At 46.7% G+C, this 9509-nt stretch carries 12 protein-coding genes; 2 read left to right on the top strand and 10 right to left on the bottom strand.

Going from position 1 to position 9509, the window contains the following annotated elements:
• Window positions 1–84 precede the first annotated feature (84 nt).
• The 4 genes from C7Y66_RS28830 to C7Y66_RS28815 all read right to left on the bottom strand — a co-directional run bounded on the left by C7Y66_RS28830 (window position 85) and on the right by C7Y66_RS28815 (window position 4091).
• Window positions 85–387, bottom strand: coding sequence for an acyltransferase (locus C7Y66_RS28830; RefSeq protein ID WP_106548180.1), 303 nt, complete (start codon window positions 385–387; stop codon window positions 85–87).
• 29 nt (window positions 388–416) lie between these two features.
• Window positions 417–1748: a hypothetical protein gene (locus C7Y66_RS32180; RefSeq protein WP_199197707.1), complete on the bottom strand. Its 1332-nt coding sequence runs from the start codon at window positions 1746–1748 to the stop codon at window positions 417–419.
• A gap of 178 nt (window positions 1749–1926) precedes the next feature.
• Entirely contained in the window at window positions 1927–2709 is a 783-nt protein-coding gene (locus C7Y66_RS28820) for an RNA polymerase sigma factor SigF (RefSeq protein WP_015153477.1), read from the bottom strand.
• A 557-nt stretch (window positions 2710–3266) separates the two neighbouring features.
• Entirely contained in the window at window positions 3267–4091 is an 825-nt protein-coding gene (locus tag C7Y66_RS28815; RefSeq protein ID WP_015153476.1) for a photosystem II manganese-stabilizing polypeptide, read from the bottom strand.
• A gap of 286 nt (window positions 4092–4377) precedes the next feature.
• On the opposite strand from C7Y66_RS28815, the gene C7Y66_RS31480 reads away from it, so the two are divergent.
• Window positions 4378–4521: a hypothetical protein gene (locus C7Y66_RS31480; RefSeq protein WP_158266021.1), complete on the top strand. Its 144-nt coding sequence runs from the start codon at window positions 4378–4380 to the stop codon at window positions 4519–4521.
• 21 nt (window positions 4522–4542) lie between these two features.
• Here the strand turns inward: C7Y66_RS31480 and mltG are convergent, their stop codons facing one another.
• The 6 genes from mltG to C7Y66_RS28790 form a co-directional block, all read right to left on the bottom strand.
• The gene (gene mltG, locus C7Y66_RS28810; protein WP_015153475.1) at window positions 4543–5601 is read right to left on the bottom strand and encodes an endolytic transglycosylase MltG; all 1059 of its coding nucleotides are present in this window, start codon (window positions 5599–5601) and stop codon (window positions 4543–4545) included.
• Window positions 5602–5653: 52 nt separating this feature from the next.
• Window positions 5654–6232, bottom strand: coding sequence for a DUF3727 domain-containing protein (locus tag C7Y66_RS28805; RefSeq protein ID WP_039715744.1), 579 nt, complete (start codon window positions 6230–6232; stop codon window positions 5654–5656).
• A 24-nt stretch (window positions 6233–6256) separates the two neighbouring features.
• Window positions 6257–6379, bottom strand: coding sequence for a hypothetical protein (locus tag C7Y66_RS33170; RefSeq protein WP_255410082.1), 123 nt, complete (start codon window positions 6377–6379; stop codon window positions 6257–6259).
• A gap of 3 nt (window positions 6380–6382) precedes the next feature.
• Window positions 6383–6877, bottom strand: a complete 495-nt coding sequence (gene ruvX, locus C7Y66_RS28800; protein WP_015153473.1) for a Holliday junction resolvase RuvX — start codon at window positions 6875–6877, stop codon at window positions 6383–6385.
• A 4-nt stretch (window positions 6878–6881) separates the two neighbouring features.
• Window positions 6882–8156, bottom strand: coding sequence for a GNAT family N-acetyltransferase (locus tag C7Y66_RS28795; RefSeq protein ID WP_106548179.1), 1275 nt, complete (start codon window positions 8154–8156; stop codon window positions 6882–6884).
• Between the two features lie 331 nt (window positions 8157–8487).
• Window positions 8488–8685 (bottom strand): hypothetical protein, encoded by a 198-nt coding sequence (locus C7Y66_RS28790; RefSeq protein ID WP_015153471.1) that lies wholly within the window; start codon window positions 8683–8685, stop codon window positions 8488–8490.
• A 178-nt stretch (window positions 8686–8863) separates the two neighbouring features.
• Here C7Y66_RS28790 and C7Y66_RS28785 point away from each other — a divergent pair.
• Window positions 8864–9509: metallophosphoesterase (locus C7Y66_RS28785; RefSeq protein ID WP_106548178.1), on the top strand; the 646-nt coding region annotated here is incomplete at its 3' end.

The following is a 9509-nucleotide window of genomic DNA, read 5'->3' as shown; positions in this document are numbered from 1 at the left end:
GGTAAGGGGTAAGGGGTAAGGGATGAAGATAGAAGTCAGAAGTTGGAAGTCGCAAATCGGAAGTATTTCACCGATCGCTAACCACTAACCATTCTTCACTGCTCCCTGCTCCCTGCTCTCTGCTCCCTGCTTGAAAAGCTGTTGATAGTAAGCCAAAATCCGGTCTACTAATTCTCGACTTGCCGAGCTAGCAGTAGGAGCGTACTGAATCCACAATCCGCCTACTTGACTTTGATTGTAGTCAAATTGCTGGTTCGTTGCTGGATACAGACCTGTTTCTACCCCTTCCACTTGACGTAAATGGGCAGCAACTTCCCTATAGACTGCTAAAGGCAAGCCAGGAAAACAGATTTCATATCTTAACTTACTATCCTGCTGTGTTTGCATCTTGACATTGAGCTATGAGAGACAAGCCGCTATTTGCTTTTCAGCAATCGGTCGATCAATTCTTGGCGATATATTCTCGCCTTGCTGTTTGATTGTATCGCTGTTGTGGTGCGATTAGTTTGCGATCGAGTCAATATAGCTACCAAGCGCTGCTTAGATTGTTGGGCTGATGGCAGTTTGGTAGAAGATTGCAATTGACTAATATTGTCACCTTCTACTCCCGGCAGCGAGTCATGAGCGGGTTTTGCTTCTGGGGTATTTGGGGTATTATCCGGCTGTGGGGATGCTTTCTCGCTATTTACCTCGCTCTTTGCCTCTGTAGGCTGTGCCTCTTCTGGAAATGCCGTTGAAGGTTGAACGGTTGGCAAAAAGGTTTTTGTCTGCACTGCTGGCACTGACTCGCTGGAAGACTGCGCGTTTGGGTCGTCAGTTGGTAATGGAGAGGTTCTCAACCGATTTTTCAGTTCTTCTGGAGATGGAGTTTCTGGTAACGGCTGATTTGGTGTTGAATTCTCCATCGTTGGCGGAGATGGAGGTAATGCATTCTGTCCGCCTGCACTAGGAATAACACCGCTAGATGGTAGTGATGGTACGGAAATAGAAGACGAGGTTTTCCCGGGTGAGCCTGGAGTTGTGCCAGTATTTGCTTGAGCTGGTTCTTGTCCGACTACTCTCGACACCTCTTGACCGAATTGTTCTAAAACTACCACTGGCTCGGAGCCTGGGTACATTTCAATTCTTTTCACCGTCACTTGTCCGTCAGCTAGCCGTTGCCCTTCGCTGACATAACGGCTGGTTGCCTCATTTGGCACTTGAACGATTGCTTGAAACTGATTGCCTACTTCAATGACACCTAAAACAGTCGTACCCCTAGCTAAATCTGGTTGTGGCGGCGCGACTGGCATTGGAGGAGGTAATGGAGCTGGCTTTAGGACTGGTGTAGCAGGAATTGATGGCGGTTTCGGGGGTTTTGGCGCTGCTGCTACTTTTGGCTGCGCATCGTACAGTTCGGCAAACGGGTCTGGACGACCTTTTTGGACTTGTTGAGTGCGCCGGTCTGAATTGGTTGGCTGAATCAATCCATCTGTTGGTGTAGCTATTGGCGGCGTTTTTTGGCTAGCTTTTGGGTCTGGCTGCGGTGATTGGTCTGGTTTTTTCTCTAGTTTTTGGGCGTTATCTGGTTTTTGTGCCACGATAATAGGCTGGCTCTGTGTCTGAGACGGCTCTGGGCTAGAATCAGAGGTTTGAGTGGCAGCCGTTGGTTGGACGTTGGTACTACTGGTTTCCTCACCTCCCGAACCACACCCAGCTATTGTCAAAGCTAGCATTCCTGCTACAGCGGTCGTTGAAAGTCGATGCATACCCCTTCCTTACCCTTTATTTATGATTTAGATAGTGCGTTGAATGACACCAAACACGTCCTTATTGCTTATTTGCCTCAATCTCAATGGCAGCAAATTCGAGCCAGGTTTTTAATTTAACTAAAAATTTTTCAGAATTATTTACTGTCAGTACCTATCAGTTGATTATCAAAACTAATTATTCATCGTTGCCTGCCATCGATCTTTTCAAGGTAGCAAGTCCTTTTTTAACACAACGGGAAACAGTGACAACACTGATACCTAATCGTTCTGCCACTTCTTTTTGAGTTAAGTCATAGAAAAAAACAAATTTTAAGACTTCGTGAGTGCGCTGCTCTAACTCTACTAAAGCTTGTTGTAGGCGCAGTTGGTCTTCCTGAGCTAGTTGAAAGCTACGATATTGTTGATCGGGAACCATTTCACCAAGAGACATTGCTCCTTCTTCATCCTGCACCGGAGTATCCAAACTTAAAGGGGAGCGATTTGTCCATGCTAGTTTAATCTCTTGCCATTCCGTAATAGAAATTTCCAGCTCGGCGGCGATTTCAGCATCCGTGGGCTGGCGATTGTGTTGCGTGCGCCACTCTTGAGAAAATGTCATTGCCTGTTGCTGAAGCGCCAGCCAGCGTCTCGGCATCCGCACTAATACCCCTTTATCGCGCAGATAATGTTGAATTTCACCCCGAATGTAGGGAATGGCAAATGAACTGAAGGCATGACCTTTAGATAAGTCAAATCTCTCAATTGCCCTAATTAATCCCATACAACCGACTTGCAGTAAGTCTTCATAACTTTCCGTGCATTGATTGCTCCAAAAGTGGGCTTCTTTCCTCACCAATCCTAGATTCAGTGTCACCAGTTGATTGCGGATCGCTGCGGAGCGAGACTGTTGATATTCTCGTAGCAGTTGAGCGCTCTCGCGTTTAAGTTCGGGACTCGTTAAAGTATAAGTAAGAACCATAATTTATTTATTGTTAAGCGATATTACGGAAGCTACTGCTGCAAGTTTTATGACTCGGCATCGCATTTTGCCACAAATACTCAAGGGAGCAAAGTTGTAGAAAAGGCTAGAAAAAACTGGAATGACTCATAAATGGAGATTCAGGGAAAAATTGTTTGTGCGGTCGAAAAAAAGCTTAATTTTAGGTCGCTAGATAGATTACGAATAAGGGGTTGACAACAATCCAGGGTATTAACTTTTGCATAATCGCAGCTACCGAAATTCCACTGATCTTTGTTTAACGTAACTTTTGCTCTACTGATAACCTCCTAAAAAAAACTACATAAAGTAGATAGCAATATATGCAAAAAAAGGGGCTGAATGCCCCCATACAGTTTTTAGCCAGTTTTTAACATGCAGTTTTTATCGACACTTCTAAGTTACCGATAAGTTCAGTTACTGATAATGTACCTGCTTGTGCTTTTCATAGCGCTTCTCCTCGATACAATACGCTTGTAGGGGCGCACAATAGCAGTACGCCCCTACAGGTCTTGCATCCGATTCAATTGTCTAACAATTTACGCTTGTGGTTCGATCCGAGCGTAGAATAGACCGCGAACCTTTACATCTAAAGCTTCCTTCGCACCCATATCCGTATCAGAAGGTTGGATGCTCTCGAAAGTACCAGCTACCTCTCCTGTGGCGTTATCAACTTTAGCAACTTGGAGAGAAATTGACCCGTTTTCAATTCCTGCACTCTTGACATTGGCATACCCTTGCTTGTCTGCTGATGCAGGTAGAGCTACCGCATTGTCATACCCCGTGGTTACGCCTCGTCCTTTGGGGTCGAGGAAGTTAGCAGTCCGGTAAGATGGGACGTTAAATTTACCTTCAAAGTCAGTGGAAGTGTTAATACTGGTCAACCCGGGCTGAGTTTGTGCCACCAAGTTTTTAATTGTGAATAAGAAAGGTACTCTTTCACCACCTGGTAATTGTACGGTAATCGCTTGGAAATCAAGACCATCTTTTTCAACGAAAGTCAAGCTTTTGTCAGGATTGACTTTAAGATCGCCCTGTACCTGGTCGATGGTCGAAGTGTAGCGAGTCAACAGTTTTCCAGCAATATATTCTGCTTCTTGACGCTTATTAACTGGTTCTTCTTTGATGAAGAATGATGTTGGCTCTAAACACAGTTCTACCATTCTGTAGGATTGATTCGGATCGATCGCGATCGATCCGCGAGATGTTTCGGACAGTTGAGGACACTTATTAGCTAGACCAGTGCCTCTAATTTGCTCGTATGTGAGTAGTTCTCTGCTTGCTACTTGTGAGGGTTCGCTACAGGCAGTAAGAAATCCTAGACACAAAGCTAGGAAGGCAACAATTAGCGCGCGATACTTCATCGATCAACCTCAATTTTTAAGTCTGTATCTAACCAATAAAAATGCTAGTGAAGACAAGTGACAATCAAGCGAATATTAGCTTTCATTACCAAGAGTACATTTGTTTGTGCGGGCAACAAATGCGAACAATTGCTTATAATGCGTTTTTCGTCAGGTGAGATCCCCACTCATTTCAAACACTTTTTCACTCTTGGGGTTTAGCTCATTGAATGATGATTCAACCTCGCTCCCATTACAGAATTTTACACGGGGATGTGACGTTTATGTAGGGGGTGAGGAGTGAGGAGTGAGGGGTGAGGAAGACAAGGGAGAGGGGGGAGGCAAGGGAGACAAGGAAGCAGGGGAGCAGAGGAAGCAGAGGAGAAATCCAAAATCCAGAATTTCCCTACACCCCACAACCCACAGCCCACACCACGCAATACTTCGCTGATAACTGATAACTGATAACTGTCTAGCCTTTTTGCCGCTGCCTGCGGATGGCGGCTTGAGCGGCGTTATGTTCCGCTAGGGTGCGGCTGAAAACATGAGAGCCGTCGTAACGGGCAACAAAGTAGAGATAGGGCGTTGATTCGGGATCGAGTGCAGCTTTGAGACTGGCTATGCCAGGGCTAGCGATGGGTGTAGGTGGTAGTCCTGGATTGCGATAGGTATTGTATGGCGAAGGGGTATTAACTTGAGCGTAAGTCAGGGGCTGGTCTGCTGTTTGGCGCAGGTTGAGGGCATACTCTACCGTAGGATCGGAGCCTAGTGTATAACCTTTTTGCAATCGCTTGACAAATACGCCTGCAATTCGCGATCGCTCTTGAGGGATAACAGCTTCTTTTTCGACAATACTAGCTAATGTCACCCACTGCTTCAGGTCGAAATCAGTCCGATCTTTGCCTTGTTCGTATAAAGGTAAAGCGACTTGCTCGAAGCGTTGCAGCATTTGGTTCACCACCTGAGTTGGCGTAACGGAACCACTACCAATCTTGTACGTGTCGGGGTATAAATAACCTTCGAGATGGGGAATATCAGCAGGTAGCCAGGAAAAACGATCGCGTTTAATTTGACTGGCGGCATTGAGAAACTCGCTAGCAGGGAAATATCCCTGTTGTTCAAAATAAGCCGCCATTTGCCGCAAAGACCAGCCTTCAGGAATCGTGAAGCTCTGCTGCACTACCTGACCGTGCCAGATCTTATTTGCCACTTCTTCTAAAGACTGACTGGGAGAGATTTGATATGTCCCTGCTTGAAATCCCCCATTGGGATTTCGCCAGTGCAGCCACCTTGCCCATAAATTCCATGCTTGACTAGAGCGAATTAGTCCTTCTGCCTCTAGCTGCTTGCCGATTTGCTGGCTAGCTGTGCCTGGAGGAACGCGAAACTGCACTTGCGTAGCATTTGCTGTCTCTAAAGGTTGAGACGGGGCGCTGGAGTGCTGCCACCAATTCCAGCTCGACCAAGCGCCTATTCCTAGAGTCAAGGGGATTAAAGCCCAAATTATGCGCCACTTCAATAGTTTTTGCACTACTATATGCCCATAGGTATCGACAACTACTATCTAAAGGCAGTAGTTTACGCTATTCTTCCATTTCGTCAATCAGCTGCTCTGCTAGTAGCGGTTGTAACTTTTGAAACTCTTCTGGAGACAGTAGCTCTGGATTGCCGGAGCTATTCAATCGCGCAAAGAATAACAAGGGGTCGAGGGGCGTATAAACAGAGTACTCTTGGTCTTCGTGGTAGAAACTAGCTAGCAGTTGCAGTTGCTCTGGTTCTATATCGCTGGTGTCATCTTCAATTTCCAGCGTAAACAATTCTGATTCTTCCACTGGAGGTAATTCCCCTGCTACGGTTAAAGCATAGGCTGTCCGCTTGAGGACTAGATTTTGCTCGGCGAGAACGGCTTCAGCAGTAGGAAAAATACTATTGATGGTTTCGTCATCTTCTACGGGAACTGCTTCTTCCTCGTCGCTATCATGACTTTGCCAAGCAAAAATTTCTACTGCTGCATCTGCGGGTAGGAGTAAGAGATATTCTTTGTCTTCGACCAACAGCGATCGCTCTACGTAACATTCTAAGCTTCGCCCTGCTTCGTCTTTGAGCGTGACGGAACTCGAATTGGAATATTCGTTATTTTCTTCAAATGCCGATGAAAACATAGCCATAATAGCTGACGGAAAACTTTAGATTAGCTTAAAGCTGAGGACATGGGAAGAGTCATCAGTTGCTAATTGTTGGTTGTTGGCAAAAAAGTGGTGTGTGGTGCGCTCAGGCGTGGTGCGTGTCTGATAACTGTTCCTGGTCACTGGTCACTGCTCACTGCTCGATCGCTCGTGCGCTCCCTGCTCACTTCTTCTTGTATCTAACCATTGTTGCAGAATTATGGCAGCTGCTTTGCGATCGATCAGAGCTTTGTGTCGCGAGGGGGAGATATTTTCGGCGTGCATGAATTGTTCTGCTTGAAAAGATGTCAGTCGCTCGTCTACAAATACTAAGGGGAGGTCGAGCGCTTTGGCGATTCTCTTCGCCACTTTTTGGACTTGTCGAGCTTGAAAACCCAAACTACCGTCCATAGAGTACGGTAGTCCAGCTACTATTGTTTGCACGCGGCGCGATTGGACGAGGGACTGTAGTTGGGCTAAGTCCTCAGCAAAAGATTTACGCTCGATCGTCATCAGACCTGTCGCAATCAGACCCGTACCGTCGCAACCAGCTACTCCAATCCGCTTGCGACCGAGATCTAGACCCAAAGCGGAAACAAATGCTTTAGGCGTTTTAACCACAGTAGTGGACGGCGATCGCATCTGTTCAGTCACGCTCTCGTTCTGTTTTGGGTGAAGTGGATTCAGTTGGTTGAACGATCTCGTCAGCCCGCTGGCTGGCGTATTTAATTTGTTCTGTGGATGAATTTTGCTGTCCCGTCTTTGATGGTGGCTTGCTAGGCTGGATAGTTTCTGGTGATGGCTTGCCTTGTCCTGCCCATGACATCCCTCCAGGGACGGGTTTACGGGCTGGTTGCAGTCCTTGCAGCACTTCGTGCCATTGCATCCCTTCCAAAGAAACGAGTTTTGATTCCCGTAGCTTGTGCCAGACGGAACGAGACATCATCAGCGTGTGTTCGATGCGGTCTGCACCAATTTGTTGTAAATACTCTTCTCGTTCTGGTTGGTAATCTGCTGAAGCCAGACGCAAGGCTTGGGGAGGAAAATCTTGAGCGATGCGGGCAAGTTGAGTTAGCAGTTCGGGATAAAGCCAAGTATAGGCGGGATGAACGGTCAGCGTTGCCTCGTGCGGCTGGCAACCGCGACGGCACAAATGGACTTGAAAATAGCCGATCGCAGCTTTGCGCTGCGGTTCAAACACATAGCCGCTGACAACTTCCGTTTTGCTTAACCATTGTTTAATGCCTTCGATCAACCCACCGAACAAACTTGTTTTGAAGTCGTCGGCGTTGCGATCGAAGACTTGCCGCACCAAAGGAGGCATGGAGGCTGTATCGAGTTGATAGAGCAGTTGGGCATCGGCATTACCGATCGGTAATAAGTTAGGTAAATCTGGTTCGCCTAACGCCAGTTCTTGCAACAGAGCGGGAGCAATCTCCCAATAGGTGAGTTGCGCCAGAGTTTGAAACCCATTTTGGCGATAGAGTGCTAGTGCTTCCTTGTCATTGACATTGACTTCTAACAGCCATGTTCGAGCTTCTCGAATTGACTCGAAACAGTGGCGTAGCAGTTGAGAGCCTATTCCTTGAGCGCGGACTTGGGGAGTGACAGCGACTCGCTCTACTCTCCACGTACTGCGAGTGCGGTTGAAGGGACAGACTTGAATCATGCCTTGAACTTGGCGATGTTGCTCCGCGACATGAAGGCAGAATCGGTATTGAAGGGGATTAGGAAACAGGCGAAAGAACTTCAGCAACCAATACCAACTGTGCAGCCAGTGCAATTGCTTTTGCAGCTCGGCGACAGCATCTGGATTATCCGTTTCAACCGACTCTTGGTAAAGCCGCTCTATTGCTTCCAAATCTCGGTATTGGAAGGGACGAATGACAACGTTAGAGTCTTGGGGAAGCACTGAAGGCATGGTTGGGTGTGCTACTAGGTAGCTTTGAGTAACAAAAATGGAAGTGCTGCCATTATCTTAACGGTTTTCTCGCGATCGCCGTCGAGCCTAGCAGAAAATTTGCGCTTTAGTTCAGCGTGGACTCACCGAATATCTCAAAAAATTTCACTATTGTTTCAGCACCGTTCTTATCCGATGTTGGGGTATGAAGTGTCTTCAGTGCCAAACTACAATCGGTAATTGAAATGCTCGGTTGAGTATCTCAATTACCGATTGTTAACTTTATGTGTTGATGAATTGCAGATTTTAGAGCTGTGTTTTGCGCGAGAAATTCTCCGATTTAAGAGTTTAGTCAGAGAATTTGGCGAGAAGCTAATTTTTCAATAGTTGCTTGAGTTTGCTGGAGTAATTGTTCGCGACTATCAACCACTGTTTGGGTTAAAGAAGGCACGAGATTGCGAGCTTGTAGCGCCATATGCAGTTGGAGATGGGCAACGTACTCGCTTAAATCTTCCCGTACCCAATCGCTTGTGAGTCCCTCTGATTGCATAGCTAACTGTGTTCTCCTTATTTCAGCTGGCAAGCTGTATATCCAGAATAGAAATTATCATTATATGTTTGCCATCTTTTGCACTTTGCAATAAAGTGTAATCCTTGGCAGCTATGAAGATGGAGAAATGTAAATTTTTCCGAGTGGCGAATCAATCATCCCTAACCCCCATCAAGTCATGCTGTTGTTTAGTGGCGATCCACACGGGGATTTTCGACCGATTATTCAGGCAGTTGAAACCTACTCTCCCGCAGCAGCAATTTTGCTGGGGGATTTTGACTTGGAGCGATCGCTTTGCGAAGAACTAGAGGAGATCGCGGCAAAAACTGAGATCTGGTTTATTCCTGGCAATCACGATGCCGATCGCGACGAGTGGTATGATAACTTGTTCAATTCTAAGTTGGGCGAGCGCAATCTTCACGGACGAGTTGTAGAAATTGCCGGGAAGCGCGTTGCTGGGTTGGGAGGAGTGTTTCGAGGCAAAATTTGGATGCCTCCAGCCGCACCTAAATTTTCGACTCAACAAGATCTACTATCAACTTGCAGTCGCGGCGAACGCTGGCGCGACAAAATTCCCCGTAAACATCACGTAAGCATATTTTGGCAACAATATCAAGCTTTACGCGCTCAACGGGCTGATATTTTAGTGACGCACGAAGCCCCGTCTTCTCATCGCTACGGTTTTAGAGCGTTGGATGAATTAGCTATGGCAATGGGCGTGAAATCTATATTTCACGGGCATCATCACGAACACTATAGCGCCACCATTGGTAACGGCATCATTGTGCATGGCGTAGGAGCGGCGGGGGTAGTGGATCATGAGG

Origin of the sequence: Chroococcidiopsis sp. CCALA 051 (assembly GCF_003015105.1) — a bacterium.
Taxonomy (GTDB): Bacteria; Cyanobacteriota; Cyanobacteriia; order Cyanobacteriales; family Chroococcidiopsidaceae; genus Chroococcidiopsis; species Chroococcidiopsis thermalis.
The sequence above is the reverse complement of the archived record's forward strand: the minus strand, read 5'-3'. Positions and strand labels throughout refer to the sequence as shown.